Origin of the sequence: Aquabacterium sp. J223 (genome assembly GCF_024666615.1) — a bacterium.
Taxonomy (GTDB): domain Bacteria; phylum Pseudomonadota; class Gammaproteobacteria; order Burkholderiales; family Burkholderiaceae_C; genus J223.
Map to the genome: position 1 here is coordinate 3,170,354 of NZ_CP088297.1, position 26,150 is coordinate 3,196,503.

The 26,150-nt window shown below is 73.2% G+C and carries 26 protein-coding genes and 2 pseudogenes; 24 read left to right on the plus strand and 4 right to left on the minus strand.

What is annotated here, in order from left to right; translation table 11 throughout:
- Nucleotides 1–19: 19 nt before the first annotated feature.
- The 20 genes from LRS07_RS15060 (at nt 20) to LRS07_RS15155 (ending at nt 16,584) form a co-directional block, all read left to right on the plus strand.
- On the plus strand, nt 20–499 hold the full coding sequence (locus LRS07_RS15060; RefSeq protein WP_260498809.1) for a type IV pilin protein: 480 nt from the start codon (nt 20–22) through the stop codon (nt 497–499).
- A complete protein-coding gene (locus tag LRS07_RS15065) occupies nt 499–1,020 on the plus strand; it encodes a GspH/FimT family pseudopilin (RefSeq protein WP_260498810.1) in 522 nt (173 codons plus the stop codon). The genes LRS07_RS15060 and LRS07_RS15065 overlap by 1 nt, the downstream gene beginning before the upstream one ends.
- Nucleotides 1,014–1,700, plus strand: coding sequence for a PilW family protein (locus LRS07_RS15070; protein ID WP_260498811.1), 687 nt, complete (start codon nt 1,014–1,016; stop codon nt 1,698–1,700). Before LRS07_RS15065 ends, LRS07_RS15070 begins: the two co-directional genes overlap by 7 nt.
- Nucleotides 1,697–2,545: a pilus assembly PilX family protein gene (locus LRS07_RS15075; protein ID WP_260498812.1), complete on the plus strand. Its 849-nt coding sequence runs from the start codon at nt 1,697–1,699 to the stop codon at nt 2,543–2,545. Before LRS07_RS15070 ends, LRS07_RS15075 begins: the two co-directional genes overlap by 4 nt.
- Before the next feature lie 65 nt (nt 2,546–2,610).
- Nucleotides 2,611–3,030, plus strand: a complete 420-nt coding sequence (locus LRS07_RS15080; protein ID WP_260498813.1) for a hypothetical protein — start codon at nt 2,611–2,613, stop codon at nt 3,028–3,030.
- Nucleotides 3,027–4,208, plus strand: coding sequence for a type IV pilus modification PilV family protein (locus tag LRS07_RS15085; protein ID WP_260498814.1), 1,182 nt, complete (start codon nt 3,027–3,029; stop codon nt 4,206–4,208). Before LRS07_RS15080 ends, LRS07_RS15085 begins: the two co-directional genes overlap by 4 nt.
- A gap of 31 nt (nt 4,209–4,239) precedes the next feature.
- A complete protein-coding gene (ribD, locus tag LRS07_RS15090) occupies nt 4,240–5,355 on the plus strand; it encodes a bifunctional diaminohydroxyphosphoribosylaminopyrimidine deaminase/5-amino-6-(5-phosphoribosylamino)uracil reductase RibD (RefSeq protein ID WP_260498815.1) in 1,116 nt (371 codons plus the stop codon).
- Between the two features lie 25 nt (nt 5,356–5,380).
- Nucleotides 5,381–6,010 carry a riboflavin synthase gene (locus LRS07_RS15095; protein WP_260498816.1) on the plus strand — a complete coding sequence of 210 codons (630 nt, stop codon included), beginning with the start codon at nt 5,381–5,383 and terminating at the stop codon, nt 6,008–6,010.
- 61 nt (nt 6,011–6,071) lie between these two features.
- Nucleotides 6,072–7,199, plus strand: coding sequence for a bifunctional 3,4-dihydroxy-2-butanone-4-phosphate synthase/GTP cyclohydrolase II (gene ribBA / locus LRS07_RS15100; protein ID WP_260498817.1), 1,128 nt, complete (start codon nt 6,072–6,074; stop codon nt 7,197–7,199).
- Entirely contained in the window at nt 7,186–7,674 is a 489-nt protein-coding gene (gene ribH / locus LRS07_RS15105) for a 6,7-dimethyl-8-ribityllumazine synthase (RefSeq protein WP_260498818.1), read from the plus strand. The genes ribBA and ribH overlap by 14 nt, the downstream gene beginning before the upstream one ends.
- A complete protein-coding gene (gene nusB, locus LRS07_RS15110) occupies nt 7,674–8,186 on the plus strand; it encodes a transcription antitermination factor NusB (RefSeq protein WP_260498819.1) in 513 nt (170 codons plus the stop codon). Before ribH ends, nusB begins: the two co-directional genes overlap by 1 nt.
- 106 nt (nt 8,187–8,292) lie before the next feature.
- Nucleotides 8,293–9,789 carry a serine/threonine-protein kinase gene (locus LRS07_RS15115; protein ID WP_260498820.1) on the plus strand — a complete coding sequence of 499 codons (1,497 nt, stop codon included), beginning with the start codon at nt 8,293–8,295 and terminating at the stop codon, nt 9,787–9,789.
- 5 nt (nt 9,790–9,794) lie between these two features.
- Entirely contained in the window at nt 9,795–10,193 is a 399-nt protein-coding gene (locus LRS07_RS15120) for a TssQ family T6SS-associated lipoprotein (protein ID WP_260498821.1), read from the plus strand.
- A 140-nt stretch (nt 10,194–10,333) separates the two neighbouring features.
- Nucleotides 10,334–10,750 (plus strand): tol-pal system-associated acyl-CoA thioesterase, encoded by a 417-nt coding sequence (ybgC, locus tag LRS07_RS15125; RefSeq protein WP_409450649.1) that lies wholly within the window; start codon nt 10,334–10,336, stop codon nt 10,748–10,750.
- Nucleotides 10,747–11,448: a protein TolQ gene (gene tolQ / locus LRS07_RS15130; RefSeq protein ID WP_260498823.1), complete on the plus strand. Its 702-nt coding sequence runs from the start codon at nt 10,747–10,749 to the stop codon at nt 11,446–11,448. Before ybgC ends, tolQ begins: the two co-directional genes overlap by 4 nt.
- Nucleotides 11,449–11,460: 12 nt before the next feature.
- Complete coding sequence (locus LRS07_RS15135; RefSeq protein ID WP_260498824.1) at nt 11,461–11,889, plus strand: ExbD/TolR family protein; 429 nt, start codon at nt 11,461–11,463, stop codon at nt 11,887–11,889.
- A 293-nt stretch (nt 11,890–12,182) separates the two neighbouring features.
- Nucleotides 12,183–12,815 (plus strand): cell envelope integrity protein TolA, encoded by a 633-nt coding sequence (gene tolA / locus LRS07_RS15140; RefSeq protein WP_260498825.1) that lies wholly within the window; start codon nt 12,183–12,185, stop codon nt 12,813–12,815.
- Nucleotides 12,816–12,940: 125 nt separating this feature from the next.
- A complete protein-coding gene (locus tag LRS07_RS15145) occupies nt 12,941–15,460 on the plus strand; it encodes a GspE/PulE family protein (protein WP_409450549.1) in 2,520 nt (839 codons plus the stop codon).
- A 76-nt stretch (nt 15,461–15,536) separates the two neighbouring features.
- On the plus strand, nt 15,537–16,124 hold the full coding sequence (locus LRS07_RS15150; RefSeq protein WP_260498826.1) for an acyloxyacyl hydrolase: 588 nt from the start codon (nt 15,537–15,539) through the stop codon (nt 16,122–16,124).
- Between the two features lie 109 nt (nt 16,125–16,233).
- A complete protein-coding gene (locus tag LRS07_RS15155; protein ID WP_260498827.1) occupies nt 16,234–16,584 on the plus strand; it encodes a hypothetical protein in 351 nt (116 codons plus the stop codon).
- A gap of 33 nt (nt 16,585–16,617) precedes the next feature.
- On the opposite strand, the pseudogene LRS07_RS15160 reads toward LRS07_RS15155, so the two are convergent.
- The 3 genes and pseudogenes from LRS07_RS15160 to LRS07_RS15170 all read right to left on the minus strand — a co-directional run bounded on the left by LRS07_RS15160 (nt 16,618) and on the right by LRS07_RS15170 (nt 20,827).
- Nucleotides 16,618–17,455, minus strand: a pseudogene (locus LRS07_RS15160) (oxepin-CoA hydrolase, alternative type).
- A 16-nt stretch (nt 17,456–17,471) separates the two neighbouring features.
- The gene (locus LRS07_RS15165) at nt 17,472–18,662 is read right to left on the minus strand and encodes an acetyl-CoA C-acyltransferase (RefSeq protein ID WP_260498828.1); all 1,191 of its coding nucleotides are present in this window, start codon (nt 18,660–18,662) and stop codon (nt 17,472–17,474) included.
- A 45-nt stretch (nt 18,663–18,707) separates the two neighbouring features.
- Nucleotides 18,708–20,827: pseudogene (locus LRS07_RS15170) on the minus strand (3-hydroxyacyl-CoA dehydrogenase NAD-binding domain-containing protein).
- Between the two features lie 133 nt (nt 20,828–20,960).
- Between LRS07_RS15170 and LRS07_RS15175 the strand changes: the two are divergent.
- From LRS07_RS15175 to LRS07_RS15190, 4 genes are all read left to right on the plus strand, one after another.
- Nucleotides 20,961–21,917, plus strand: coding sequence for a LysR family transcriptional regulator (locus tag LRS07_RS15175; protein ID WP_260498829.1), 957 nt, complete (start codon nt 20,961–20,963; stop codon nt 21,915–21,917).
- Between the two features lie 124 nt (nt 21,918–22,041).
- Complete coding sequence (locus LRS07_RS15180; protein ID WP_260498830.1) at nt 22,042–22,998, plus strand: dihydrodipicolinate synthase family protein; 957 nt, start codon at nt 22,042–22,044, stop codon at nt 22,996–22,998.
- A gap of 200 nt (nt 22,999–23,198) precedes the next feature.
- Nucleotides 23,199–24,029: a tripartite tricarboxylate transporter substrate binding protein gene (locus LRS07_RS15185; RefSeq protein ID WP_260498831.1), complete on the plus strand. Its 831-nt coding sequence runs from the start codon at nt 23,199–23,201 to the stop codon at nt 24,027–24,029.
- A 140-nt stretch (nt 24,030–24,169) separates the two neighbouring features.
- Nucleotides 24,170–25,144, plus strand: coding sequence for a quinone oxidoreductase family protein (locus LRS07_RS15190; protein ID WP_409450550.1), 975 nt, complete (start codon nt 24,170–24,172; stop codon nt 25,142–25,144).
- Between the two features lie 23 nt (nt 25,145–25,167).
- On the opposite strand, the gene LRS07_RS15195 is transcribed toward LRS07_RS15190, so the two are convergent.
- A complete protein-coding gene (locus tag LRS07_RS15195) occupies nt 25,168–26,064 on the minus strand; it encodes a LysR family transcriptional regulator (RefSeq protein ID WP_260498832.1) in 897 nt (298 codons plus the stop codon).
- Between the last annotated feature and the right edge of the window lie 86 nt (nt 26,065–26,150).

A 26,150-nucleotide genomic window follows, 5' to 3' on the forward strand; every position in this document is an offset into this window, starting at 1 on the left:
GCACGATACGTTTCGCATCATGCCGTTGCCAACCGACCGCGCCGCTGCCCGTCGGCGCGGTTTCACGCTGATCGAACTGATGCTCGTCATCGTCGTGCTCGGCGTGCTGGGGCTCGTCGCCCTGCCCTCCTACCGCGACGCGGTGGTGCGCAGCCGGCGCGCCGACGGCGTGGCGGCGCTGACGGCCGTCCAGCAGGCGCAGGAGCGCTGGCGCTCCAACCACCCCAGCTTCACCACCAGCCTGGCCGACCTGCGGCTGGCCAGCACGTCGCCGAGCGGCCACTACGTCATCGACATTCCCTCGGCCAACGGTCGCACCTACCAGTTGCGGGCCACCGCGACCGGAGGCCAGACGGCGGACGCCGACTGCAAGACGCTGCTGCTCAAGTTCGACGAGAACCTGTGCGTCGACGGCGTGTGCCACGGCATGGCCACCGAGCACAAGGCCATCACCGCCGCGGGCGTCGAGTACCCCGCCCCCCGCTGCTGGAACCGCTGATGCGCCGCCGCTTGTCGTCATCCGGCTTCACCGTCGTCGAGATGATGGTGGTGGTGGTCGTGGTCGCGGTGCTGCTGGCGCTGGCCGTTCCCTCCTTCACCGACCTGCTGGCGCGGCAGCGCCTGGCCGCCGCCGGGGCGGAGCTCGCCTCCAACCTGCAGCTGGCTCGGTCCGAGGCACTGCAGCGCCAGCAGCAGATCGGCGTCGCCTTCTCGCCGGCCGATGCCTGCTACGTCGTCTACCCCATGAAGGCGGCGGACGGCTGCGATTGCCGCACCCATTTGTGCGACGTCGGCATGAAACCCATCAAGTTCACCACGCTGGAACCCGCATGGGCCATCCACCTGTCCACCACCGCGCCGGTGCTACAACTGGTGCCCGACCGAGGCGCGCCGGTGGCCGCGGTCAGCGTGACGCTGACCCACGGCCGGGCGGGCAGCCTGGTGGTCACCATGGCGCCGTCGGGTTCGGTGTCCGCGTGCGCCAACGGCGCGCCCCTGGGGAGCCTGCCGACATGCTGAACAAGATGCCCGCCCGCGGCCAACGCGGCCTGTCGCTGGTCGAGCTGATGATCGGCATCGCGGTGGCGCTGTTCATCCTCGCGTCGGCGTCGGTGATGATGGCCGGCCAGCTCAACGAGAACCGCCAGCTGCTGCTGGAAACGCGGGTGGACCAGGAGCTGCGCGCCGCGGCGCAGGTCATCACCCGCGACCTGCGCAACGCCGGGTTCTCGCAGGAGGCCGCCAAGCAGGTGAACTACCTCGGCGCGGGGCGCAACGCGTTCGCCACCCGACTCGAGGTCGGCACCGAGACCGAACCGACCGAGCAGGTCAACCTGGCGGTCGCCGACGACGATGTGTCGGCCGTGCGCGACTACGGCGTCGTGCTCGACAACGAAGCCACCGGCTACAAGCTGCAGGACCAGGTGATCCGCGTGAAGGTGGGCGACGCCTGGCAGCCGCTGACCGACCCGCACACCGTCCGCGTCACCCGGTTCACGCTGTGGGCGACCGATTCGACGGTGTCGCTGGCCGACACCTGCGCCACCGCCTGCACCGGCGCCGACTGCCCGCGGCAGCTGATCCGCACCCTTCACCTGGACCTCGCCGCCCAGGCCCGCCACGACCCCCGCGTCACCCGCGGCTTCACCAGCCAGGTGCGGCTGCGCAACGACGCCGTGCTGGGGAGTTGCCCGGCATGAGGCCCGCCCTTCTCTTGGGGCAGCGGCGCAGCGCCCGCGGCATCGGTGCCCTGGCGGTCGTCATGGTGCTGCTGTTCATCGCCATGCTCGCCGCGGCCTACGCGAACCGCAGCCTGCTGCTGGAGCAGCGCATCTCGGCCAACCACTACCGCAGCACCCAGGCCTTCGAAGCGGCCGAGGCCGGGCTCGAATGGGCGCTGACCCAGCTCAACGCCGGGCGGGTGGACGCCCAGTGCCGGCCGACGACCGCCAGCGGCCATGCGCCGTTCGTGTTCAGGGCGGCGGGCGCGGCGAGCGCCGCCTCCGGCCTGTTCGGCCAGCCGCCGAGCGAGGGTGCCGAGGACAGCTTCATGCGGCCGGTGTGCATCGCCCGTGACGGCGGCGCCGGGTGGGACTGCCACTGCATGCCCACCGGCCGGCCACCGTTGTCCACGTTGACCGACGCCGGCCAACTCGACCGCCCGCTTTTCGTGGTCACCGTGTCGTCGGCGCGCATTCCGGGCCAACTGATCACCGAACGCTACCCCCGGGTCCTCACCGTCAAGGCCGAGGGCTGCAACCGCGTGCTGCAGGAGGGCGCCGGCTGGCGCTGCCGCAGGAACAGCCCCGAGGGCCGGGCCTATGCCGAGCTGGACGTTCGCGCCGCCCTGGTGCCCGCACTGGCCACCGCGCCGACGGCGCTGCTGACGGCCAAGGGCGTCGTCGACCTGGGCGGCGCTGCCGCCACCCTGGCCCGCGGCAGCGCGGCGACGGCGCCGGCCCGGCGCTGCTGGCCGGCTCGGCCATCGTCAACGACGGTGCGGCCCAACTGCTGGCCGCCGCCGGCACCCCGGCCGCGTCGCTGAAGGTCGCCGGCAGCGCCAGCCTCGCGTCGCTGAACGACGACCAGTTCTTCGCCGCCTTCTTCGGCATGCCGCCCGCCCCCTATGGCCGGCTGCCCGGGGTGCGGCGGCTGGCCTGTCTGGATGCGGCCGACTGCGCCGCCAAGCTGCAGCACGAGTACGACGGCGGCCACCGCCAGCTGCTGGTCAGCGGCGACCTGCCACTGACCAACCTCACCCTCGGCTCGCCGGCCGACCCGGTGGTGCTCATCGTCAACGGCCGCCTGACCGTGGGCGACGAGGTGCGGCTGCACGGCTTCGTCTTCGGCCAGGAGCTGCGCACCGGCGCCAGCGCCGCCAACAGCCAGCTGCGCGGCGCGGCGGCCTTCGGCGCCGTGGCCCTCACCGGCGGCGGCCTGTCGCTGGTCTACGAGCCCGACAGCCTGTCGCGGCTGAACCTGCTCACGGGCAGCTGGGTGCGGGTGCCGGGCAGCTGGAGGGCATCATGAAGCCGCATGCGAGACGTCAGCGTGGCGTGTCCCTCGTCGAGGCGATGGTGGCCTTCGTCGTCGCCGGCTTCGGCATGCTGGCCTTGGTCGGCGTGCAGTCGACGCTGCGGTCCAACGCCGACATCGCCAAGCAGCGCACCGAGGCGCTGCGCCTGGGCGAGCAGTACCTCGAGGGCCTGCGCGCCTTTCCGGACCTCGCGCGTTACGCCCAGCTCGAAGCGGAGCCCGCGCCGGCACCGGTCACCGTCGGCAACGCGACCTACACCATCGCCAAGGCAGTGCAGGCCCGCACCGCGCCCGACCCGGAGCGGCTGGAGATCACCGTCACCGTCAGCTGGCAGGACCGGCTGAGCCCCGCCAACGAAACCAGCTCCGTGGTGCTGTCCAGCGTGATTGCGGGCATCGACCCGGCGCTGTCGGGCTGGCTGGCCGCGCCGCCGGTGCCGTCGGCCTGGCACCGCCCCCACGGCCGTCATCCCAGCATCCCGCTGCAGGCGGTGGAACTGGGGGGTGGCCGCAGCGGTTTCGTGCCGCCGGGGGCCGACGGCATCGCCTGGGTGTTCCAGAACGGCACCGGCCGCGTCTCGGTGTGCGCGGTGGCGCCCGGCACGCTGACGGTCGGCCTGACCGCCGGCGGCCTGACCTCCTGCACGCCGCAGAACGGCTACCTGGTCAGCGGCCACGTGCGCTTCGCCACCGGCACCGCCGCCGTCACCGCCGCCGAGGCGGAGAACCCCACCAGCCCGGCGCTCGACCTGGCGGTGATCCTCACTGCCACCCTCGGCAGCAGCCCCGGCTGCTACGACGACGCGCCGATCGGGCCGACCCTGGCCACCAGCGTGGCCTACTACTGCCTGGTCTACGGCGCCGGCGACAGCGGCCGGTGGTCCGGCCGCGTCGACGTGCTGCCCACCGAGACCGCCGGCTGGACCACCACCCCCGGGGCCGACAACAGCCACAAGGTCTGCCGCTACTCGGCTGACTACGACGGCAACACCAGCATCGGCAACGACGAGCACCCGGCGAGCTACGCCGACGTGGCGGCCAGCCTGGTGAACCAGAACTTCCTCGTCATCCGGGCCGTCAACGCCTGCCCCACGGACGTGGCGCCCAACCCGGCCGCCGGCGACTTCGTCAACAGCAACACCGTGCAGCACGCGCCGGTCAGCGGCGGCTGAGCCTCGTCGGCCGTCGGCCGACAATCGCGGCATGCCTCCCGCCGACACCTCCCGCTTCAGTCCCGAGGACCGCGCCGCGATGGCCGAGGCGCTGGCGGCGGCCGAGGCGTCGATCGCCCTGTCCGACCCCAACCCCCGCGTCGGCTGCGTGCTGGTCGGCGCGCAGGGCCAGCGCGCGGTGGGCCACACCCAGCGTGCCGGGCAGGCCCATGCCGAGGTCATGGCCCTGCGCGCCGCGCGCGAGGCCGGCTGGGACCCGCGCGGCGCCACCGCTTACGTCAGCCTGGAGCCCTGCAGCCACTTCGGCCGCACGCCCCCCTGCTGCGATGCATTGATCGCGGCGGGCGTGGCGCGGGTGGTGGCGGCGGCCATCGACCCCAACCCGCGGGTCGCCGGCGGTGGGCTGCAGCGGCTGCGCGAGGCCGGCCTCGCGGTCGACCACGGCCTGATGGCCAACGAGGCCGAGGCACTCAACGTCGGCTTCTTCCACCGCATGCGGCATGGCCGGCCGTGGGTGCGGCTGAAGGTGGCGGCCTCGCTCGACGGCCGCACCGCCCTGGCCGACGGCCGCAGCCGGTGGATCACCGGGGCGGACGCCCGGCGCGACGGGCAGGGGTGGCGCCGCCGGGCGCAGGCGGTGCTGACCGGCGTCGGCACCGTGCTGGCCGACGACCCGCGGCTGGACGTGCGCGACTGGCCGGCCGCGCTGCAGCCGCTGCGCGTGGTGCTGGACCGTGGCCTGCGCACCCCGCCCTCGGCGCGGCTGCTGGCGCCGCCCGGGGCGGTGCTGCTGGTGGCCGACCCCACCGCCGGCGCGCGGGCCGACGCGCTGCGCGAGGCCGGTGCGGAGGTGCTGTTGCTGCCCGAGCCCGACCGGACCTTCGATGCGCTGCTCACCCTGCTGGCGGGCCGCGGCGTCAACGAACTGCACGTCGAGGCGGGCCCGACGCTGAACGGCGCCTTGCTCGCCGCCGACGTCGTCGACGAACTGCTGCTCTACCTGGCGCCGCTGTGCATCGGCCCCGGCCGGCCGCTGGCCGACCTGCCCGCGCTGCCGGGCCTGGACGCGGCCGCGCGCTGGACCTGGACCGAGGCGGTGCCCGTCGGCGCCGACCTGCGCCTGCGCGCCCGCCGCCAGCCACGTTGAAGGGCCGGCCGGCACAATCGGCGCCATGTTCACCGGCATCATCACCGCCGTCGGCCGCATCGCCGACGTCCAGCCGCTCGGCACCGGCGCCGACCACGGCCTGCGCCTGACCATCGAGACCCCGCCGGGCTACCTCGACGACTGCGGCCTCGGCGACAGCATCGCGCTCAACGGCGCCTGCATGACGGTGACCGCCTTCGACGCCGCGGCCGGCCGCTTCACGCTCGACATCTCGGCCGAGAGCCTGCGCCTGACCGCCGGCCTCGACCGGCCCGGCCGCATCAACCTGGAAAAGGCGCTGCGTGCGCACGACCGCCTCGGCGGCCACATCGTCAGCGGCCATGTCGACGGGCTGGGCGAGGTGACGCACTTCGCCCCGGTGGGCGAGTCGTGGGAACTGCGCATCCGCTGCGACCGCGCGCTGGCGCGTTTCCTGGCCTACAAGGGGTCGATCACCGTCAACGGGGTCAGCCTCACGGTCAACCGCGTCGCCGACGACGCCACCGGCTGCGAGTTCAGCATCAACCTGATCCCGCACACGGTGGAGAACACCGCGCTCGGCGACCTCGCGCCGGGCCGCCGGGTGAACCTCGAGATCGACCTCATCGCGCGCTACGTCGCCCGCATGCTGGAGACCGCGCCGGCGGCCCGCTGACCACCGTGCCGCACCGGCCCCACAAGGGCCTGCGCCGTAGGCCCCCGCCTACAATCCGCCGATGCCCATCTCCCCTGTTCCCGAGCTGGTCGCCGAGCTGGCGGCCGGCCGCATGGTCGTCCTCGTCGACGAGGAGGACCGCGAGAACGAGGGCGACCTCGTGCTCGCCGCCGACCATGTGACGCCGGAGGCGATCAACTTCATGGCGCGCTACGGCCGCGGGCTGATCTGCCTGACGCTGACCCGCGAACGCTGCGAACGCCTGCAGCTGCCGCCGATGGCGGTGCGCAACGGCACCAAGCACGGCACCGCCTTCACCGTCTCCATCGAGGCCGCCGAGGGCGTGACCACCGGCATCTCCGCCGCCGACCGGGCGCGCACCGTGCAGGCCGCGGTGGCGCGGCACGCTCAGCCCTCGGACCTGGTGCAGCCCGGCCACATCTTCCCGCTGCAGGCGCAGGACGGCGGCGTGCTCATGCGCGCCGGCCACACCGAAGCCGGCTGCGACCTTGCCGGCATGGCGGGCTGCAGCCCCAGCGCCGTCATCTGCGAGATCCTCAAGGACGACGGCACGATGGCGCGGCTGCCCGACCTGGAGGTGTTCGCCCGCGAACATGGCCTGAAGATCGGCACCATCGCCGACCTCATCCACTTCCGCAGCCAGAACGAGAGCCTCGTCGAGCGCATCGGCAAGCGGCCGCTGTCCACCGCCCAGGGCCGCTTCGAAGGCCATGTCTTCCGCGACCGTTTCGGCGGCCTGCACCTGGCGCTGGTCAAGGGCCAGTGGAAACCGGGCGAGGAGATCGTCGTGCGGGTGCACGAGCCGCTGTCGGTGCTCGACCTGCTGGACAGCGGCGACTGCGGCCATTCGTGGCCGCTGCCGCAGGCGCTGGCGACGCTGCAGGCCGCCCCCGCCGGCGTGGCCGTGCTGCTCAACTGCGCCGAGGACCAGGGCGCGCTGCTGCACCGCCTGCTGCCCGGCAGCCAGCCGGCGCCGCCGGCCAAGACCATGGACCTGCGGCTGTACGGCGTGGGCGCGCAGATCCTGCGCGAGCTGGGCGTCACCCGCATGCGGCTGCTCGGCGCGCCGCGCCGGATGCCGAGCATGACCGGCTACGAACTGGAGGTGACGAGCTTCGTGCTGTCCTCCGACGCCGCCGCGCGGGAGGTCGCCCATGCAGGGCGCTGACCGCGGCCAGGCCGGCGCGCTCGACGGCCGTGGCCTGCGCGTGGCCGTGGTGCAGGCACGCTTCAACGCCGAGCTGACCGGCACGCTCTGGCGCGCCTGCCGCGACGAGCTGCGCTCGCTCGGCGTGGCGGACGATGCCATCGTGCACGTCGAGGTCGCCGGTGCGCTGGAGGTGCCGCTGGCGCTGTCCGCGCTGGCACGCCGCGGCGGCGTCGACGCGCTGGTCGCGCTCGGCTGCATCGTGCGCGGCGAGACCTACCACTTCGAACTGGTGGCCAACGAAAGCGGCGCCGGCGTGACCCGCGTCGGCCTCGACCACCACCTGCCCATCGCCAACGCCATCCTCACCGTCGAGAACGAGGCCCAGGCCTGGGCCCGTGCCGAGGACAAGGGCCGCGACGCCGCCCGCGTCGCGGTCGAGATGGCGCGGCTGCTGGCCTCGCTGGCCGCCCCCACCGGACCTTTGACACCGTGATGACCCCCGCGACCCCCGGCCCCGCCGCCAAGAAGCCGCCGGGCCCCGGCCCGCGCCGCGCGCCGCCCAAGTCCGCTCGCCGCCGCTCGCGCGAGCTGGCGCTGCTGGGCCTGTACGAATGGCTGGTCGGCCGCGCCGAGGCGCCCGACATCGAGGCCCACCTGCGCGAGCAGGAGGGCTTCGACAAGGCCGACCGTGTGCACTTCGACGCCCTGCTGCACGGCTGCATCGGCGAGGCGGCGGACCTGGACGGCGTGCTCGCCCGCCACGTCGACCGCAAGACCACCGAGCTGTCGCCGGTCGAGCACGCGGTGCTGATGATCGGCAGCTACGAGCTCAAGCACTGCCTGGACGTGCCCTACAAGGTGGCCATCAACGAGGCGGTGGAACTGGCCAAGGGCTACGGCGGCACCGACGGCCACAAGTACGTCAACGGCGTGCTCGACAAGGCCGCGGCCGAGCTGCGACCGGCCGAGGTGCAGGCGGCCCGGGCCGCCGGTCCCCGGCGCTGACCCGGGCCCGGCCAGCCGCCTCGTGGCGGGCATCGTCGTGGAGTGCGCGGCAAAAGCCCGCGTTTTCGAACCGACGACGGGCTGGTCCGCGACCTAAGCTCATCGGGTGAGCCTCTTCTCCGCCAGCCACGCGCCCACGGTCTTCGCCTCGACGGTGGCCGAGCCGCCACCGGCCGACGCCCTGGACAGCCTGCTGCTGGACGACTCGGCCCCGGACGACGACCGCCCGCTGGCCGAGCTGCCGACCATCGGCCGCATCGGCCGCTACGAGTTGAAGCACCGCCTGGGCGAAGGCGGACTCGGCTGCGTCTACGCCGCCTGGGACCCGCTGCTGTCGCGCGAGATCGCGCTCAAGGTGCTGAACCTGCAGCTCACCGCCGAGGACGCGCCGGCCGCCGAAGCCCTCTTCCTGCAGGAAGCGCGGGCGGCCGCGCGGCTGACCCATCGCCACATCGTCACGGTCTACGACGCCGGCAGCAGCGACCAGGGCCTGTACCTGGTGATGGAGCGGCTGAAGGGCCGCGACCTGCGGCAGGCGCTGGCCGCCGGCTGGCGGCCGACGGCCAGCCAGGCGGCGCACGTGGTGCGGCGCCTGGCGGAGGCGCTGTCGGTGGCGCACGCGCAGGGCGTGGTGCATTGCGACGTCAAGCCGGCCAACATCTTCCTCGCCGGCGACAGCCCCAAGCTGCTCGACTTCGGCATCGCCCGCGTCACCCGGTCGGGCGGCCCCGGTGGCGCCGGCGGCGACGCGCCGGGCCACTGGGTCGGCGGCTCGCCGGCCTACATGGCGCCCGAGGTGCGCGACGGCCGGCCGGCCGACGGCCGCAGCGACGTCTATGCCCTCGGCGTGGTGCTGCAGGAGCTGCTCGCCGCCCGTCAGGCCGCGCAGGAACAGCCGCCCGACGCCGCCCAGCGGCGTCTGGCGGCCATCGCGGCCCGTGCCGTGGCGCACGACCCGGCGCAGCGCCTGGGCTCGGCCTCGCTGCTCGCACAGGCGCTGCGCCTGTGGCAGGCCCAGACATCGCCACGCCGTCGCGACGGCCTCGGGCCGCGTCGCTGGTGGCCGGCCCTGCTGTCGCTGGCGGTGCTGGGCGCGGTGCTGCTCTGGCCCAAGGCCCGGCCGCTGCCCGTGCATCCGGCGCCGGTGGCGGCCGCGGCGCCTGCCGCGGCGGTGGCCGTCCCCGTCGAGGCCACGCAGCCCGCCGCGCTGACCGCAGGGCCGTCGCCGGCGGCAACCCCGCAGACGGCCGACGAGGCGCCGGCGACCGCCACCCGCGTCGCCCAGGCCGGCCCGCCGCCCCGTGCCGAACGCCGCCCCCGCCGCACCGAGCCGGCCCGGGCGCCGGAGGCCGTCCGGCCCGCCGCCGCCACGCCGGCCGCGGCCGCGGTGCAGGGCCAGCTGCACCTCGCGGTGACGCCGTGGGCCGAGGTGGAGATCGACGGTGCGCCCGCCGGCGTCACCCCGCCGCTGTCGCGGCTCATGCTCTCCGAGGGTGCCCACACCATCGTGTTGCGCAACGCCGACTTCCCGCCGCACCAGGTGCGCGTCACCGTGTCGTCCGAGCAGCCCACGGTGGTCCGCCATCGCTTCGGCAGCCCCTGACCGCCATGCCGCCTCGTCGCCTTCGAGCACCGACGTCGGCGTGGACCCTGCTGGTCCTGCTGGCAGGGTGCGCGGCACCGCCGCCGCCCACCGGGCTCACCGACCTGGTCGCCCGGCCCGCCGAGCAGGCGCTGTGGACCGGCTGGCGCGCCTACGACGACGGCGAGTACGCGCAGGCCGAGAAGTCCCTGCGCGAGTCGCTGGCGCTCGGCCTGGCCGCCCCGCGCGACCGGGCGCAGGCGCACAAGCTGCTCGCCTTCGTGCTGTGCAGCCGCCGGCAGCTGGACGATTGCGAGCAGGCCTTTCGTGCCGCCCGCGCCGCGGACCCGGCCTTCGACCTTGCCCGCTCCGAGGCCGGGCACCCGCTGTGGGGACCGGTGTGGCGCCGGGTGGCCGGGCGCTGACCCCGCCGCGCCGGGCCGTCCCGGCCCGCCCCGCATAATCGCGGCTCCCGCCCGACCGACCGCGTCGGGCGCTTTCCTTCCGACCGCTGCGCTTCTCGCCCGCCTTGGCCCTGCCCGCCGCCGATCGATCCGACCGCCCGGTGGTGCACCGGGAGCCGGTGCGGGTCTACTGGGAAGACACCGACGCCGGAGGCGTCGTCTTCTACGCCAACTACCTGAAGTTCTTCGAGCGCGCCCGCACCGAATGGCTGCGCTCACTCGGCTTCGGCCAGCAGCGGCTGCGCGACGAGACCGGCCTCATCTTCGTCGTCACCGAGACCACGGTGCGCTACCACCGGCCGGCGCGGCTGGACGACCGGCTGGAACTCACGGTGGCGTTGCATGCTCTGCACAGGGCCTCGCTGCGCGTGGTGCAGCAGGCCTGGCGCGGGGACGAACTGCTGGCCGAGGGCGACATCCGCATCGGCTGCGTGTCGGCGGCGGACTTCCGGCCGCAGCGCCTGCCGGCACCGCTGACGGCGGCGCTGGCCCCTCTCGACAACCACACCCAGGAATGAACCAGGACCTTTCGATCGTCACGCTGGTGCTGCACGCCAGCGCCGTGGTGCAGGTGGTGATGGCCGGGCTGCTGCTCACCTCGCTGGCCAGCTGGACCGTCATCTTCGGCAAGCTGCTGGGCCTCGCCCGGGTGCGGCGCGACAACGACGAGTTCGAGCGCGAGTTCTGGTCCGGCAAGAACCTCGCGGACCTGCAGCAGCAGGCCGCGGCGCGGGCAGACGGCGCGCCGCTGGAGCGCATCTTCGCCAGCGGCATGCGCGAGTTCCTCAAGCTGCGCGAGCGCCGGCTCGACGCCGGCGCCCAGCTCGACGGCGCGCGGCGCGCCATGCGCGCCAGCTTCCAGCGCGAGCTCGACGCCATCGAGTCGCACCTGTCCTTCCTCGGCTCGGTGGCCTCGGTCAGCCCGTACATCGGCCTCTTCGGCACCGTGTGGGGGATCATGCACGCCTTCGTCGGCCTGTCGAACCTGCAGCAGGTGACGCTGGCCACGGTGGCGCCGGGCATCGCCGAGGCGCTGGTGGCCACCGCCATCGGCCTGTTCGCCGCCATCCCCGCGGTCATCGCCTACAACCGCTTCGCGCGCGACATCGACCGCATCGCCATCCAGCTGGAGACCTTCATCGAGGAGTTCTCCAACATCCTGCAGCGCAACGCCGCCGCCGGTGCCGCCCCGGCGCCGGCGCCGGCGCCGCGCTGAGGGCCGAGCGCCATGGCCTCCGTCAGCGCCCGTTCCGGCAGCCGCCGTCGCCGCGGGCTGTCCGAGATCAACATGGTGCCCTTCATCGACGTGATGCTGGTGCTGCTGATCATCTTCATGGTCAGCGCGCCGCTGATCACCACCGGCGTGGTCGACCTGCCCAGCGTCGGCCGCGCGGCGCAGCGGGCGCCGAAGGTGGTCGAGGTGGTGATCGGCAGCGACGAGAAGCTCCAGCTCAAGGTCGACGGCGGCGACGCGAGCGGCCTCACGCTGGGCGAGCTGCCCGCCCGTGTGCGCAGCGCCCAGGGCGGCGACGCCCAGGTGCCCGTGGTCATCTCCGCCGACCGCAACGTCAAGTACGACCAGGTGGTCAAGGTGATGGACAGCCTGCAGCGACAGGGCGTGCAGCGGGTGGGCTTGTCGGTGAAGCAGGGTGGCTGAGACACCGACCCGCGGGCCGCACGCCGGGCCGGCGCAGGCGCCCGGCGAGGGGCTGCGGCCGCGCAAGCCGCACCGGCTGGGCACCGGGGCCCTGCTGGCCATCGGCGTGCACGTGCTGCTGCTGCTGGCGCTGACGGTGCACCTCCACTGGCGGTCGGAGACACCGTCGGCGGTCAGCGCCGAGCTGTGGTCGGCCGTGCCGCAGGTGGCGGCGCCACCCGCCGCGGAGCCGCCGCCCCCCGCGCCCCCCACCGCCAGCGGCGCCGACCCCCGCACCGCCGCCGCCGGCGCCGGTGGTCGACCGCGACGCCGACATCGCCCTCGAGAAGAAGAAGCGCGAGGCCGAACGCGAGCGCGAGCGGGAACGCGAGCAGCAGCGGCAGCTGGCCGAGAAGCGCGAGCGCGAGGCGGAGAAGAAGGCCGCCGCCGAGAAGAAGAAGGAGGCCGAACGCCTGGCCAAGGAAAAAGCGGACAAGGCCGAGAAGGCCGAGCAGCAGGCCAGGGACGCGCAGCGCCGCAAGGACGACGAGCGCCTGGCCGCGCTGGCCGAACAGGCGCGGCAGGACCAGCTGAAGCGCATGCAGTCGCAGCTCGGCGGCGTGGCGGGGGCCACCGGGTCACCCGGCGCCACCGGCACCGCGTTGCGCGACAGCGGGCCCTCGGCCAGCTACGCCGGCCGGGTCGTCGCGCGCATCAAACCCAACATCGTCTTCGGCGACGAGGTCGGCGGCAACCCGGTGGCCGAGGTCGAGGTGCGCGCCGCGCCCGACGGCACCATCGTCGGCCGCCGCATCAGCAAGAGCAGCGGCGTCAAGGAATGGGACGAGGCGGTGCTGCGCGCCATCGACCGCACCGCCACCCTGCCGCGCGACACCGACGGCCGGGTGCCCAGCCCGATGGTCATCGGCTTCCGGCCGCGGGAGTAGGTCCCCCGGCCTCGCGGCCGCACGGGCGTGAACAGCCCGGTGGCGCCGCCGCTGTTCGGCCCATCGCGTCCGCGTCACCCGCCCTACCCTCGCGCATCGGCCCCCGGTGGCCGCATGGCGCCGACGTGGACGATGAGCGACCTTTCCCTGCCCCCCTGACCCCGTTTGCCAACGGCCAGCCGCCGCTGTCCGGCCCCTTCCGCTGGCCGACCCCTCCCTTCGCCGCCTACCCGGCGTCGCCGCTGCAGTGGCTGCCCGAGCCGTGCGAGATCGAGGGCCTGAACGGCAAGCTCATCCGCGGCAAGCTGCTGGAGCTGCAGCCCGAGGCGCTGCAGGCCGTGGTGCAGGTGCCGGGCGCGCGCAGCAGCCTGGTGCTGCGCTTCTCGCAGTTCCGCCGCCTGCTGCTGACCACCCCGCTGCAGCCGGTGCCCGTGCCCAGCGCCGACCCGCATGCGGCCATGCTGGAGCACCGGCATGAATCGGACTGGCGGCTGCAGCTGCCCGACGGCGGCAGCGCCACCGGGCGCACCGTCGGCCATGTCGAGACGGCGGCCGGCCTCTTCCTCTTTCCGCCGGCCGATGCGGAGGGCGCGGTGCAGCGGCTGTTCCTGCCCAAGCAGGCCTACGTGGCGGTGGAACTCGGGCCGCGCATCGGCGAGGTGCTGATCGAGCAGAACGCCGTGACGGCCGCGCAGGTCGAGGCGGTGGCCGACGAGCAGCACCGGCTGCGCCAGCGCAAGCTGGGCGACATCCTGATCAACCGCCAGATCGTCGAGCCGGACCAGCTGATGAGCGCGCTGGACCAGCAGGCCAAGATGCCGATGGTGCGCATCGGCGAGGCGCTGATCGCGCTCGGCCTGATCACCGACGACCAGCTGGGCGAGGCGCTGGAACGCCAGCGCGAGGACCGCAGCGTGCCCCTGGGCGAGCTGCTGGTGCGATCGGGCCGCGTCTCGCGCGCCGACCTGCAGAACGCACTGGCGCGCAAGATGGGCTACCCGTTCGTCGACGTGGCCAGCTTCCCCGCCGAGGTGGAGGCCGTGCGGCGGCTGCCCTATGCGGTGGCGACCCGGCTGAACACGCTGCCGCTGCTGTGGCGGTCGGGCCGGTTGATGGTGGCGCTGGAGGATCCGTCGCGCCGCGACGTGATCGAGGAGCTGGAGTTCGCGGCGCAGGGCAAGGTGGTGCCCGCGCTGGCCGACGGCACCGCCCTGGGCCGCGCCATCGACACGCTGTACGAGCGCTTCGGCATGACCGGCAGCGGCAGCCGGCCCAGCTTCCATGCCGACGACGGCATCGAATTCGACCTGCAGGACGCGGGCAAGCTGCTCGAATCCCTCGAGCGCCAGCAGAACGAGCGCGAGGAGCGCGAGGACGACGAGCCGCTGATCGAGCAGTCGGACAACCAGCTGGTGCGGCTGATCAACACGATGATCATCGACGCCCATTCGCAGCGGGCCTCCGACATCCACATCGAGACCCAGCCGGGGCGCGAGAAGGTCAAGGTGCGCTTCCGCCGCGACGGCGTGCTCAAGCCCTACCTGGAGCTGCCGCACACCTACCGGGCGGCCATGGTGGCGCGGCTGAAGATCATGTGCGACCTCGACATCTCCGAGCGCCGCAAGCCGCAGGACGGCAAGATCAACTTTGCCAAGTTCTCGCCGCAGCACAAGCTGGAGCTGCGCGTGGCCACCATCCCCACCGCCAACGGGCTGGAGGACGTGGTGATGCGGCTGCTGGCCTCGGCCCGTCCGCTGCCGCTGAAGAGCCTGGGCCTGTCGGAGCGCAACCTGCAGCGCCTGACCGAGTCGATCGAGCGGCCCTACGGCATGGTGCTGTGCGTCGGCCCCACCGGTTCCGGCAAGACGACCACGCTGCACTCCGCGCTCGGCCACATCAACAAGCCCGAACGCAAGATCTGGACGGCCGAGGACCCGGTGGAGATCACCCAGGCCGGCCTGCGCCAGGTGCAGGTCAACCCGAAGATCGACTGGACCTTCGCCAAGGCGCTGCGCGCCTTCCTGCGCGCCGACCCGGACGTGATCATGGTCGGCGAGATCCGCGACGAGGAGACCGCGCAGACCGCGGTGGAAGCGTCGCTGACCGGCCACCTGGTGATGTCCACCCTGCACACCAACAGCGCGCCTGAAACGGTGACCCGGCTGCTGGACATGGGGCTGGACCCGTTCAACTTCGGCGACTCGCTGCTGGCCGTGCTGGCACAGCGGCTGGTGCGGCGGCTGTGCGCCAAGTGCCGGGTGGCCGAGCCGGCCAGCGACACGCAGGTCGAGGAGCTGATGGCGGACTACCTGCACGTCTTTCCCGATGCCTCGGTGCGGCCCACCGAGGACGCCCTGCGCACGGAATGGCTGGGCCGCTTCGGCCAGAACGGACGGCTGCAGCACTTCCATTCGCCCGGCTGCCCGGACTGCGAAGGGACCGGCGAACGGGGCCGCGTCGGCCTGCACGAGCTGATGGTGGTGAGCCGGCCGCTGCGCCGCATGATCCACCAGCGCGAAGGCGTCGAGGCCCTGCTGCGCCAGGGCATGGCCGAGGGCATGCGCAGCCTGCGCCAGGACGGCATCGAGAAGGTGCTGTCCGGCCTGACCACCATCGACGAGGTGCGGGCCACCAGCAACGCCTGATCACACCCGCCCGGCGCTCGCGCCGGCGTCGGCGACGGGGCACGTTCCGTGGGCATCGACGTTGCCCATGGACCGCATGAGCAACGCCGTAACCGTTTGTCGGCGGCTGGTGGGCTGGGGCCTGGCGGCCCTGGCCGGCACCGCCGCCGCCCAGTCCCCCGCCGCCCCGCCCCCTGCCGCCAGCGAGCCGCGCTGGATCGTCTTCGCCGAGGTCGGCCAGCAGACCGACGCGCACAGCCTGACCGCCGGCTTCGGCCGCGACGTCGCCCGCCGCTGGTCCCTGGGCTCCGGCGAGGTGAGCGCGCGCTGGGAGGTGTCCGTCGGACGCTGGTGGATCGACGAGCGCGCCGCCGACGGGCCGTCGTCGGTCGACCGCATCGGCGTCACGCCGCTGGTGCGCTGGCAGCCGGACCAGGGCCGCTCGCCCTGGTTCGTCGAAGGCGGCATCGGCCTCAACTACATCGGGCCGAACTACCGCACCGACACCGACCGCTTCGCCACGCGCTGGAACTTCGGCGACCACCTGGCCGTCGGCCGCCGCATCGGCAGCAGCGGCCGCCACGAGCTGTCGCTGCGGCTGTCGCACTTCTCCAATGGCGGCGTGCGCGAGCCCAACCCGGGCGCCGACTTCGTGCAGCTGCGCTGGGCCATGCGCCTGCCCTGACGCGCTGCGACACGTCCCACGGTCGTGGGATGCCCTGACCGACGGCACCCCCTGCAGCCCGTAGACTGTCCACCCCCGCGCCCGCGCACCCGCCCTGAAAGCCTTTCCCATGACCCCACGGGTTCCGCTGCTCGCCACCGGCCTGCTGTTGGCCGTCGCCAGCATCGGCCTGTGGCTTCACGCCGACCAGGGGCAGGAGGCGGCGCACGGCCTGGCCAGCGGCCACCAGCTCGTCGCCGGCCGCATGGACGCCGCCTGCCGTGCCGACGCGCAGGGCAGCGCCTGCCGCGAGGCCGAGGCGGCGGACCGCGTGGTCAAGACGCAGGCGCGCCGGGTGGCCGAACTGCAGGACGTGAAGATCGGCGGCATGGTGGGCACCAGCCTCGGGCTGCTGATGAGCGGCGGGGCGTTGGCCAGCCTGCTTCGGGCCTCGCGCCGCCAGGGCGGCCGCACCGCCTGACGGGCGTCGCGCCGCCGCGCCGCATCGGGGGCGTCAGCCCGGGCCGCCGCGCAGCGCCGCGAAGTCGGGGCGGCGCTTGTCGAAGAAGGCGCGGATGCCCTCGGCCGCCTCGGCATCGCCCTGGCTTTCCACCATCCAGCGGGCTTCCCGGTCCAGTTGCTCGTCCAGCGGCGCACCGTGCGCCGTGCGGCACAGCGCCTTGATGCGCGCCATCGCCCGTGCCGGGCCCTGCGCCAGCTGGTGGCCCCAGGCGATGGCCTCGGCCTCGGCGCGGCCGGGCTCGACCAGCCGGTTCACCGCGCCCAGGGCGGCCAGCCGTTCGGCGGTGAGGCGGTCCCCGGTCAGGCACAGCTCGGCCAGCAGCTGGCGCGAGCAGTGCTCGGCCAGGAAGGTGGTGATGCCGCCGTCCGGCGACAGGCCGACCTTGACGTAGCTCAGCGCGAAGAAGGCCTCGCGCGAGGCCACCATCAGGTCGCAGGCCAGCGCGATCGAGAAGCCGGCTCCGGCGGCGCCGCCCTCCACCGCCGCGATCACCGGCTTGCCCACGCCGCGCAGGCGGCGCACGAAGCCGTGCAGGACCTCGATCCGTTCACGCCGCGCCTCGGGCGGCATCTCCCGCTGGGTGGCCAACCGGTTCAGGTTGCCGCCGGCGCAGAAAAAATCCGCCGGCACCGGTGAGCACGACGGCGCCGACCGACGGGTCGGCCTCCGCCTCGTCCAGCGCCGCCATGGCGGCGGACTGGAAGGCCGGCGACAGCGCGTTGCGCGTCTTCGGGTCGTTGTTGACCAGCACCAGCACCGCGCCGTGTCGCTGCTGCAGCAGCACCGGTTCGCCGTCGGCGTTGGTCGCCACCGCAAGGGTCTGCGTCATGCCGGTCCCCCGGGGCTCAGAAGATCTCGAACAGGCCGGCCGCGCCCATGCCGCCCGCGATGCACATGCTGACCACGGCGTACTTCGCCTTGCGGCGGCGGCCTTCCAGCAGCACATGGCCGACGAGCCGGGCGCCGGTCATGCCGAAGGGATGGCCGATGGAGATGGCGCCGCCGTTGACGTTCAGGCGCTCGTGCGGGATGCCCAGGCGTTGCTGGCAGTACAGCGCCTGCGAGGCGAACGCCTCGTTCAGCTCCCACAGGTCGATGTCGTCCACCGTCAGCCCATGGCGCTTTAGCAGCTTGGGCACCGCGAAGACCGGGCCGATGCCCATCTCGTCGGGTTCGCAGCCGGCCACCGCATGGCCGCGGAAGGCGCCCAGCGGCTGCAGGCCCAGGCGCTCGGCCTCCTTGGCCTCCATCAGCACGCAGGCCGACGCGCCGTCGGACAGCTGCGACGCATTGCCCGCGGTGACGAACTGGCCGGCACCGCGCACCGGCTCCAGCTTGGCCAGCGCCTGCACGGTGGTGCCGGGCCGGTTGCAGTTGTCCGCGGTGGCGGTGACCTCGCGGTGGCTCACCGCCTTGGTCTCCTTGTCGGTCACCGCCATGGTGGTGGCGCAGGGCACGATCTCGTCGGCGTAGCGGCCTTCCTTCTGGGCGACCTCGGTGCGGCGCTGGCTCTCGGCGGAGAAGGCGTCCTGCGCCTCGCGCGAGATGCCGTAGCGCGCGGCGACGATGTCGGCCGTCTCGATCATGGCCATGTAGAGCGCCGGCTTGTGCTCCAGGATCCACGGGTCGATGCTGCTGTCGCCGGTGTCGGTGGCGCTGCGGCCGCGGATGGTGGAGATGTTCTCCACCCCACCTGCGATGACGGCCGGTGCGCCCTCGGCCACGATGCGGCCGGCGGCCATGGCGACGGCGCCGAGGCCCGACGCGCAGAAGCGGCTGACGGTGGCGCCGGCGATCTCCAGCGGCAGGCCGGCGCGGATGACGGTCTGGCGGCCGATGTTGCGGCCGGTGTTGCCGTCGGGATAGCCGCAGCCGAGGATCAGGTCCTCGAACAGCGCGGGGTCGACGCCCGAGCGCTCGACCGCGGCCTTCACCGCGAAGGCGGCCAGCGTGGGCCCGGGCGTGATGTTGAACTCGCCGCGGTGCGACTTGGTGAGCGGCGTGCGGGCGGTGGACACGATGACGGCTTCGCGCATGAGGGTCTCCTCGTTGGAATGGGGGGTGGGAACGGCGTCGCCGGTTCAGCGTTGGTTGAGGCTGTCGAAGCTGCGGCCCTCGGCCACCAGCCGCTCCAGCAGCGGCGACGGCCGCCAGAACTGCGGATCGTCCGCCGCGAAGGCACGGATGTCGGCGAGCACCTTCGGAAGACCGGTCATGTCGGCCCACTTCATCGGCCCGCCGCGGAAGCGCGGGAAGCCGTAGCCGTGCAGGAAGGTGACGTCGACGTCCAGCGGGCGCAGGGCGATGCCCTCGTGCACGACGTTGGCGCCCTCGTTGACCATGGCCGCCAGGTAGCGGCGCAGGATCTCCTCGTCGGTGAACGTGCGCGGGGTGACGCCGGCCTTGGCGCGCGCCTCGTCGACGATGGCCAGCACCTCGGGATCGGGCTGGCCGGTGCGGGCGCCCTGCGGGTAGAGGTACCAGCCGCGGCCGGTCTTCTGGCCGAACCAGCCGCGCTCGCACAGCCGGTCGGCGATGTGCACGTAGCGCTCGGCGGGATCGCGGGTGGCGGCCTTGCGCTTGCGTGTGGCCCAGCCGATGTCGCCGCCGGCCAGGTCGGACACCTGGAACGGCCCCATCGGGTAGCCGAAACCGCGCACCGCAGCGTCGACCTGGTAGGGGAGGCGCCGTCCTCCACCAGGTAGTCGGCGGCCCGGCGGTAGACCGCCAGGATGCGGTTGCCGATGAAGCCGTCGCAGACGCCGGCGCGCACGGGGACCTTCTTCAGCCGCTTGGCCAGCTCGAAGGCGGTGGCCACCACGTCGGGCGCGACCTTGGCCGGCACCACGATCTCCAGCAGCTTCATGATGTTGGCCGGCGAGAAGAAGTGCAGGCCGATGACGTCCTCGGGCCGCGACGTGGCGGCGGCGATGGCGTCGATGTCCAGGTACGAGGTGTTGGTGGCCAGCACCGCGCCCGCCCGGCACACCCGGTCCAGTTCCTTGAACACCGACTGCTTGACCTCGAGGTCCTCGAACACCGCCTCGATCACCAGGTCGACCTCGGCCAGCGCGGCGTAGTCGGTGTGGCCGGCGAAGCGCGCCAGCGTCGCCGCCTTGGCCTCGGCCGTCATCCGGCCCTTGGCGACCAGCCCGTCGTAGACCTTCTCGACGTTGGCGCGGCCGCGGGCGATGGCGGCCTCGTCGCGCTCGACCATCACCACCGGCAGGCCGGCGTCCAGCGCCGACACCGCGATGCCCGCGCCCATGGTGCCGCCGCCGACGATGCCGATGCGCTTGAACGGCCGCGGTTGCGCGGCGGCGGCCTCCGGCACCTTGGCCGTCTCGCGCTCGGCGAAGAAGGCGTGGATCAGGCCGGCACGCTGCGGGCTCTCCAGCGCCTCCATGAAGAAGCGGCGCTCCAGCTTCAGCGCCTCGTCGAACGGCAGGTCGAGGGCGGCACGCGTCGCCTCGACGATCTTGGCCGGGGAGAAGAGGTGCGCCGACTTCTTCGCCACCTCCGCCCGCGCGGCGTCGACCGCGGCCAGCGCCTTGTCGCGGTCGGCCAGCGCCTGGCCGTCCCGGCTGCGGCGCGGGCCGGCGCCCGCCGCCAGCAGCTCCTGTGCATAGGCCAGCCCTTCGGCCAGCGTGTCGTCGCTGCGGGCCAGGCGGTCGACCAGGCCCAGCGCCAGCGCCTCCTGCGCACCGATGTGGCGGCCGCTCAGCATCAGCTCCAGCGCCGCCTGGGCGCCGATCAGCCGCGGCGCCCGCTGCGTGCCGCCGGCGCCGGGCAGCAGGCCGAGCTGCACCTCCGGCAGGCCGAGCTTGGCCGAGCCGGTGACGAGCCGGTAGTGCGCGCCCAGCGCCACCTCCAGCCCGCCGCCCAGCGCCGCGCCGTGCACCGCCGCGACCACCGGCTTGCGGCAGGCCTCGATGCGGCTGCAGACCTCGGTCAGCAGCGGCGGCTGCGGCGGCCGGCCGAACTCGCGGATGTCGGCGCCGGCGATGAAATTGCGACCGGCGCCGACGATCAGCACCGCGCCGACGGCCGGCGCGTCGTCGGCCGCCTCCATCGCCGCCATCAGGCCCCGGCGCACCTCGATGCCCAGGGCATTGACCGGCGGGTTGTCGACCGTGACCAGCAGGACACGGCCGCGCAGTTCGGTCGACACGGGGGACGGGGTCGGCGGGATGGCACCCATGGGCAGCTCCGGAGATCGACGCAGCGGCCACGGCCGGTGGGCCGCAGCAAAGGGGTCGCATGTTGGGCTGCGCTGTTCCGTTTGACAATGGCGGAAAGGATTGACAGACCGTCAAACGATTTCGACGCATGCCATGGACGTGAACGGCCTCATCCTGCTCGTGCAGATCCTCGACGCCGGCAACCTGAGCGAAGCCGCCCGACGGCTGAAGATGAGCCGGGCCAACGTCAGCTACCACCTCGCGCAGCTGGAGCGGTCGGTCGGCCAGCAGTTGGTGCGGCGCACGACACGGCGGGTGGAGCCGACGGAGATCGGCCTGAAGCTGTACGAGCACGGCCGCACGGTGCAGAACGAACTGCACGCCGCGCGCGAGTCGGTGACCACGCTGGGTCAGCAACTGCAGGGGCGGGTGCGGTTGTCGGTGCCCAGCGGTTATGGCCAGGTGGTGATGGCGCCCTGGCTGCTCGACTTCAAGCGCCGGTACCCCGGCATCGTGCTCGACGTGATGTTCGAGAACCGCGTCGAGGACCTGATGCGCGACGAGGTGGACGTGGCGGTGCGGGTGCTGTCCGAGCCGCCGCAGAACCTGGTGGCCCGCGAACTGGGCCACCTGCGCTACGTGGCCTGCGCCTCCATCGACTACGCCGCGGCGCACGGCCTGCCGCGAACGCTGGACGACCTGCGCACCTCGCCGGTGATCACCTCCTCGGTGATCGGGCGCCACCTGCGGCTGGCCGCCTACCTCCGCGACGAGCGGCACGAGGTGCTGCTGGAGCCGACGCTGATCTCGGAGAACTTCCTCTTCCTGCACCAGGCCGTGCAGGCCGGGTTGGGCGTCGGCCTGCTGCCCGACTACCTGGTGCAGGAGGACGTCCGACGAGGCGTCATCGTCACCTCGCTGGACGAGTGGCGCCTGTCCATCTTCGGTTCGCGGCTGCACCTGCTGTACATGCCCAACCGCCACCACACCCGGGCCATGGCCACCTTCATCGAGGCGATGCTGGCCTGCGCACGCAGCGAAGCGGTCGGCGGCGAGCACGACCACGGTCCCTCGAACGACCCGCCCGGCGACCTTGGTCCGGCGCGGTGACGCGCTGCCCGCCGACGTCGATTGCGTCGGATTACGAACAAATCAAAGCAACGGCGCGACGTTCCGCGACCCAACCCCGATTCCTACACTGCGGGCCGATCCATCCGGCCACAAGGAATCGTGCATGTCCACAGGGTCGCCACGCGCCCGCTTCGAGCCCCAGGGCGTCATCCCCGCGGTGCTGCTGCCGTTCGACGCGGCGCACGAGGTCGACGAGCCCGCCTTCAGGCGCCACCTGGCGGATGTGACTGGCACCCGCGGCGTGACCGCGATCGCGGTCAATGGCCACTCCACCGAGGTCTCGTCGTGCACCCCGGACGAACGCCAGCGCGTGCTGGACATCGCGCTGGACACGGTGGGCGACCGCACGCCGGTGGTGGCGGGCGTCTATTCGGACAGCACCCGCGAAGCGGCGGCCCTTGCGCGGGCCGCCGAACGCAGCGGCGCCGCCGCATTGCTGGTCTTCGCACCGAACCCCTTCACGGGCGGAGCCGCCGCGCGGCCCGAGATGACGCTGGCCTTCTACCGCGAGATCGCCGCGGCCAGCAGCCTGCCGCTGGTCCTCTTCCAGTTTCCGATGGCCGGGGGCCTGGGCACGCCCCTGCCGACGCTGCTGCGGCTGGCCGAAGAGGTGCCCACGCTGCGTGCGGTCAAGGACTTCACCAACCACCCGGTGGCCGCCGAGGCGCAGTGGCGCGCCCTGCGGGCGTTGCCGCGGCCGCTGAAGGTGCTCACCTCGCACAGCTCGTGGCTGCTGGGGGCGCTGGCGATCGGGGCCGACGGCATTCTGTCGGGTGCCGGCAGCGTGATCCCCGAGTTGCACGTGGCGCTGTTCGAAGCCATGCGGCGCGGCGACCTGGCCGCTGCGCGCGCCGTCAACGACCGCATCCACCCGCTGGCCGATGCCTTCTACAGCGAGCCGTTCCTGGACATGCACAACCGGATGAAGGAGGCGCTGGTGATGCTGGGTCGCGCCGACCGTGCCCATGTGCGCGGCCCGTTGCTGAAACCGGACGCCCAGGACTTGGCGCGTCTCGCGCGCGCGCTGCACGCCGCCGGCCTGTTGCCGCCGGGGCACTGAGGGGCGCGGCGGCCCACGGACCTCGCTCGCAGAACAACAGAAGGAGACGAAGAGATGAACCGCATCACCACACGCCGCCGCTGGCTTGCCGTGCTGGCGTCGACGGCCTTCCTGGCCATCGCGCCGGCCCATGGCGAGACGACGACCTGGATCTACGTGCCCTACCCGCCCGGGGGCCGGCCGACATCACCGCGCGCAAGGTGCAGCCCCAGCTGCAGAAGTCGCTGGGCAGCACCGTGCTGGTCGACAACGTGGCCGGTGCCGGCGGTTCGATCGCGGTGCAGAAGGTGCTGGCAGCGGCGCCGGACGGCAAGCTGATGATCATGGGCACGATCACCGATGCCGTGCTCACGCCGCTCAGCCTGAAGGCCGCCAAGTACCAGGGCGAAAGCCTGCGCATGGTGGGCCTGCTCTCGCAGAACCCGCTGGTGTTGCTCGCCCGGGCCGACCTGCCGGTGAAGGACGCCAAGGAACTGGTGGCCCACGCCCGCAGCGGCCACAAGGGCTTGTTCTACGGCTCCATCGGGCGCGGCTCCATCTTCCATCTCGTCACGGAGGATCTGGCCCAGCAGACCGGCCTGAAGCTCACGCACGTCGCCTACAAGGGGCTCGCGCCGCTGGTGCAGGACCTGATGGGTGGCCAGGTGGATCTGGCCTTCTACCCGCTGGCGGCCAACGCCTTCGAGCTCATCAAGAGCGGCAGGCTCAAGGCGCTGGGGATCACCGGCAATGCGCGCGTGCCGCAGTTGCCCCAGGTGCCCACCTTCAACGAAACCGGCATCACCAAGGGCTTCGACTACAGCATGTGGCCCGCGCTCTTCATGCCCGCGCAGGCGCCCATGGCCGAGGCGCAGCGAGTCAACGATGCGGTGGCCGCCCTGGTGGCTTCGACGGAGTTCCTGAAGTTCTGCGAAGAGACCGGCACCACGCCGGCGAAACCCTTGTCGCTCGCCGAGACCGAGCGCTTCTACAAGGCCGAGATGGTCGCGTTCCGCAAGGTGGCCGCGACCATCAAGCTCGAAGCCGAGTAGCGCCCGCCCGTCCCGTCCGCATCCGGCCGCCGTCGGACGGCGACCGGCGGGCTCTAGGCCGGCCCGTCGCATCGCCCTGCCGAGGCCAGGGCGGGGTGGACCCTGGGTCTCGTCAACGTCGAACCGCTGGAGCCAAGCACGTGGCGCACGCGATCCGCATCACCGCCACCGGCGGCCCCGACGTCATGCAGTGGCTGGCGACGGACCCCGGTGAGCCCGGCCCGGGCCAGGTACGCCTGCGCCAGGTGGCGGTGGGCTGCAATTTCATCGACATCTACCAACGCCGGGGCAGCATGCCCTTGCCGCTGCCCAGCGGCCTGGGCATGGAAGCCGCAGGCGTGGTGCAGGCAGTGGGCGAAGGCGTTCGGCACGTGGCGGTGGGCGACCGCGTGGCCTACGTTGACAAGGTCACCGGCGCCTATGCCGACGAGCGGGTGGTGAGCGCCGAGCCGCTGGTGCGTCTGCCGGACGGCGTCGGCTTCGAGCAGGCGGCGTCGATGATGACGCGCGGCCTGACGGCGCAGCTGCTGCTGCGCCGCGCCTACGCGGTGCAGCCGGGCGATGCGGTGCTGGTGCATGCCGCCGCCGGCGGCGTGGGGCAGATCGCCTGCCAGTGGGCGAAGGCCCTGGGCGCCCTGGTGATCGGCACGGTGGGCTCGGCCGCCAAGGCCGAGGTGGCGCGCGCCCACGGCTGCGACCTGGCGCTGGTGCAGGGCCGCGACGACGTGGTGGCCCAGGTGCGCGCCGCCACCGCCGGCGCCGGCGTGGCCGTGGTGTACGACTCCATCGGCCGCGACACGCTCATGCAGTCGCTGGACTGCCTGCGCCCACGGGGGCTGATGGTGGCCTTCGGCGCGACTTCAGGCCCGCTGCCGGCGCTGGACACGATGGCGCTGCTCAAGCGCGGTTCCCTATTCTTCACCCGCCTGACCCTGGCCCACTACACCGCGCAGCGGCCGGAGCTGGAAGCCGCCGTGGCCGAGTTGTTTGCCGTCGTGGCCAGCGGGGCGGTCAAGGTGGGCCCCAGCCAGGTCTTCGCGCTGGCGGAGGCGGCCAAGGCCCATGCCGCCATGGAAGCGCGGCAGACCACCGGCGCCACCGTGTTGCGGGTGTAGGACGCCGGCCGCCGGTCGCCCGGTCAAGGTACGGCGTTCGTGCGCTGCGTGATGGCATCGGCCACCAGACGCACGCGCTGCAGCAGGTGGCGGTCCGGGAAGATCATCCACACCGAGGGCAGCTCGCCGTTGGCCAGCGTCTGCGCGCAGTCCGGCAGCAGGCTCCGCAGCGCGCCGCTGCTCAGGTCGGCGGCGCACAGGCGGCCGCTCAGGCGGGCGATGCCCACCCCGCGCAATGCCAGTTGGTGCAGCGTGGAGGTGCTGTTGGTGGTGACGTGCGGGCGCAGGGCATGCACGAGCAGCTCGCCGCTGCGGCGGAAGAACCAGTTGACGGGCTCGTAGGTGCTGTGGGCCAGGCAGCGGTGGTGCACCAGGTCCTCCGGCCGCGTGGGCGTGCCCCGCTCCGCCAGGTAGGCAGGGCTGGCGCAGAGCACGGTGCGCACTTCGCGCAGGCGGCGCACGGCCACGTTGCTGTCCGGCGGTGCGCCGACGTGGAGGGCGAGGTCCACCTGGCCTTCGCTCAGCTGCACCGCGCGGTCGGTGGTGAGCAGCGAGATCTCGATCAGCGGGTAGCGCAGCGCGAAGTCCGCCAGCACGTCGGCCACCACCGTGTGCGCCAGGTACTCGGTGCAGGCCACGCGCACCAGACCGGCCGGCCGGCCCTGCGCCATGCCCAGCGCGTCGCGCATGGCGCTGTAGTCGGCCATGGCGGCTTGGGCCCACCGCACCACCTGCTCGCCCGCCGGCGTGACCTTCAGGCTGCGCGTGGTCCGCTGCAGCAGCCTCGCGCCCAGCTCGCGTTCCAGCGCGGCCAGGTGGCGGCTGGCCAGCGACGACGACATGCCCATCTCGGCCGCCGCTGCGCTGATGCTGCCCAGGGCCGCGGTGCGCGCCAGCAGTTGGACGACCTTCAAGTTCATGTGCTCATGCTCTCATGGACCTGCGCGCCCTTCGCGGCACCCGCCCGCCGCGACCGCTGGGCCCGTGCACGTCCGGCCGTGACGGC

What these genes read in the sequence shown, in the direction of transcription:
- LRS07_RS15060 (WP_260498809.1), top strand. Translation starts at nt 20, where the DNA reads ATGCCGTTGCCAACCGACCGCGCCGCTGCCCGTCGGCGCGGTTTCACG.
- LRS07_RS15065 (WP_260498810.1), top strand. Translation starts at nt 499, where the DNA reads ATGCGCCGCCGCTTGTCGTCATCCGGCTTCACCGTCGTCGAGATGATG.
- LRS07_RS15070 (WP_260498811.1), top strand. Translation starts at nt 1,014, where the DNA reads ATGCTGAACAAGATGCCCGCCCGCGGCCAACGCGGCCTGTCGCTGGTC.
- LRS07_RS15075 (WP_260498812.1), top strand. Translation starts at nt 1,697, where the DNA reads ATGAGGCCCGCCCTTCTCTTGGGGCAGCGGCGCAGCGCCCGCGGCATC.
- LRS07_RS15080 (WP_260498813.1), top strand. Translation starts at nt 2,611, where the DNA reads ATGCCGCCCGCCCCCTATGGCCGGCTGCCCGGGGTGCGGCGGCTGGCC.
- LRS07_RS15085 (WP_260498814.1), top strand. Translation starts at nt 3,027, where the DNA reads ATGAAGCCGCATGCGAGACGTCAGCGTGGCGTGTCCCTCGTCGAGGCG.
- ribD (WP_260498815.1), top strand. Translation starts at nt 4,240, where the DNA reads ATGCCTCCCGCCGACACCTCCCGCTTCAGTCCCGAGGACCGCGCCGCG.
- LRS07_RS15095 (WP_260498816.1), top strand. Translation starts at nt 5,381, where the DNA reads ATGTTCACCGGCATCATCACCGCCGTCGGCCGCATCGCCGACGTCCAG.
- ribBA (WP_260498817.1), top strand. Translation starts at nt 6,072, where the DNA reads ATGCCCATCTCCCCTGTTCCCGAGCTGGTCGCCGAGCTGGCGGCCGGC.
- ribH (WP_260498818.1), top strand. Translation starts at nt 7,186, where the DNA reads ATGCAGGGCGCTGACCGCGGCCAGGCCGGCGCGCTCGACGGCCGTGGC.
- nusB (WP_260498819.1), top strand. Translation starts at nt 7,674, where the DNA reads ATGACCCCCGCGACCCCCGGCCCCGCCGCCAAGAAGCCGCCGGGCCCC.
- LRS07_RS15120 (WP_260498821.1), top strand. Translation starts at nt 9,795, where the DNA reads ATGCCGCCTCGTCGCCTTCGAGCACCGACGTCGGCGTGGACCCTGCTG.
- tolQ (WP_260498823.1), top strand. Translation starts at nt 10,747, where the DNA reads ATGAACCAGGACCTTTCGATCGTCACGCTGGTGCTGCACGCCAGCGCC.
- LRS07_RS15135 (WP_260498824.1), top strand. Translation starts at nt 11,461, where the DNA reads ATGGCCTCCGTCAGCGCCCGTTCCGGCAGCCGCCGTCGCCGCGGGCTG.
- LRS07_RS15150 (WP_260498826.1), top strand. Translation starts at nt 15,537, where the DNA reads ATGAGCAACGCCGTAACCGTTTGTCGGCGGCTGGTGGGCTGGGGCCTG.
- LRS07_RS15155 (WP_260498827.1), top strand. Translation starts at nt 16,234, where the DNA reads ATGACCCCACGGGTTCCGCTGCTCGCCACCGGCCTGCTGTTGGCCGTC.
- LRS07_RS15165 (WP_260498828.1), bottom strand. Translation starts at nt 18,662, where the DNA reads ATGCGCGAAGCCGTCATCGTGTCCACCGCCCGCACGCCGCTCACCAAG.
- LRS07_RS15175 (WP_260498829.1), top strand. Translation starts at nt 20,961, where the DNA reads ATGGACGTGAACGGCCTCATCCTGCTCGTGCAGATCCTCGACGCCGGC.
- LRS07_RS15180 (WP_260498830.1), top strand. Translation starts at nt 22,042, where the DNA reads ATGTCCACAGGGTCGCCACGCGCCCGCTTCGAGCCCCAGGGCGTCATC.
- LRS07_RS15195 (WP_260498832.1), bottom strand. Translation starts at nt 26,064, where the DNA reads ATGAACTTGAAGGTCGTCCAACTGCTGGCGCGCACCGCGGCCCTGGGC.